This is a genomic window from Micromonospora sp. WMMD736, assembly GCF_049179015.1.
Classification (GTDB): Bacteria; Actinomycetota; Actinomycetes; order Mycobacteriales; family Micromonosporaceae; genus Micromonospora.
Genome location: NZ_JBMHMI010000112.1, coordinates 1 through 1,765, shown reverse-complemented (window position 1 = coordinate 1,765; position 1,765 = coordinate 1). Strand labels below are relative to the sequence as shown.

Annotated in this window: 2 protein-coding genes; both read left to right on the top strand. The window is 67.4% G+C overall.

Going from position 1 to position 1,765, the window contains the following annotated elements:
* On the top strand, window positions 1-714 hold a 714-nt coding region (locus ACN269_RS34340; protein ID WP_421477450.1), incomplete at its 5' end, for an AAA family ATPase.
* 3 nt (window positions 715-717) lie between these two features.
* The coding region (gene eccB / locus ACN269_RS34335) for a type VII secretion protein EccB (protein WP_421477449.1) at window positions 718-1,765 on the top strand (1,048 nt) is incomplete at its 3' end.

The window sequence follows — 1,765 nt, the reverse complement described above, 5'->3', positions numbered from 1 at the left end:
GGCACCGGCAAGACGACCATTGCCCGGGTCGTGGCCAATATCCTGGCCGGGTTGGGTGTGATCGCCGAGCCGAAATTGCTCGAGACGTCGCGCAAAGACTTCGTCGCCGAGTACGAAGGGCAGTCGGCGGTGAAGACGGCGCGCACCATCGACCGTGCTGTCGGCGGGGTGCTGTTCATCGACGAGGCCTACACCTTGGTGCAGGAGCGCGACGGCCGCGCCGACCCGTTCGGCACCGAGGCGCTGGACACCTTGTTGGCGCGCATGGAGAACGACCGCGACCGGTTGGTGGTGATCATCGCCGGCTACAGCAACGACATCGACCGACTGCTGGAAAGCAACGACGGCCTGCGATCGAGGTTCGCCAACCGGATCGAGTTCGACTCCTATACGCCCGAGGAGATCGTCGACATCGCGCGGGTGCTGGCCGAGGGCACCGATTCGACGCTCACCGAAGACGCGGCCAAGCGGGTCCTGGAGGCAGCCCAGCTGCTCAGCCAGCGCAGCCTGAACGGCAAACCGGCACTCGACATCGCGGGCAATGGCCGCTACGCGCGCCAACTGGTCGAAGGCGCCGAGCAGGCCCGCGACATGCGGCTGTCGCGCGCGGCGAACTTCGACAACCTCGGGATCGACGAGCTCAGCGAAATTGGTGGCGAAGACATGGCCGCGGCGATCTCGGCCGTGCACGCGCGGCTGAACATCGGCGACTGAGCGATGGCCAGTTTTCGGCTCACCACCAAGGTGCAGGTCAGCGGATGGCGGTTCCTGCTGCGCCGCGTCGAACACGCCATCGTGCGCCGCGATACCCGGATGTTCGATGACCCGCTGCAGTTCTACAGCCGGTCGGTGTCGGCCGGGATCGTCATCGCCGTCCTGATCTGCCTGGGCGCAGCGCTGTTGGCCTACTTCAAACCGCTCGGCAAGCGGGGCACCGACACGTTGCTGGTCGACCGCGCCACCAATCAGCTCTACGTGGTGATGCCCGGCAACGGTCAACTGCGGCCGGTGTACAACCTGACGTCGGCGCGGTTGGTGCTGGGTAACGCCGCCACCCCGATGGCCGTGAAATCCGAAGAGCTCAACAGCATGTCGCGCGGTCAGCCGATCGGTATCCCCGGCGCGCCTTACGCCACGCCGCTGGGTAGCCCGTCGCAGCAGTGGACACTGTGCGACACCGTCACCAAACCCGAGAGTGTCACACCGGTGGTGGAGACGTCGGCGATCATCCGTCCGCTGAGCCTGGACGCGTCGGTGGGGCCGGTCGGGCCGGACCAGGGCATGCTGGTGGCCTACGAGGGTGCGAACTGGTTGATCACCGAAGATGGCCGGCACTCGATCGATCTGGCGAACCGGGCGGTCACCTCGGCGGTCGGCATCCCGGTCACGGCGCGGGCGACCCCGATCTCGGAAGGCCTGTTCAACGCACTGCCCAACGCCGGACCGTGGCAGCTGCCCCAGATCCGGGCCGCCGGGGCGCCCAACACCGTGGGGCTGCCGGCGAATCTGGTCATCGGCTCGGTGTTCACCACGATCGCCGATGATGACGAGCAGCATTTCGTGGTGCTGGCCGACGGGGTGGCGAAGGTGGGTTCGACCACCGCGGCGGCGTTGCGCGCCACCGACTCCTACGGTCTGATCGAACCGCCGTCGGTGGAGGCGAGCACGGTGGCCGACATCCCCGAGCGGGTGTTCGTGTCGCCGCTGCCCGATCAGCCACTCGACATGTTGCTGCGCGAGGAGTCGCCCACGCTGTGCTGGTCGT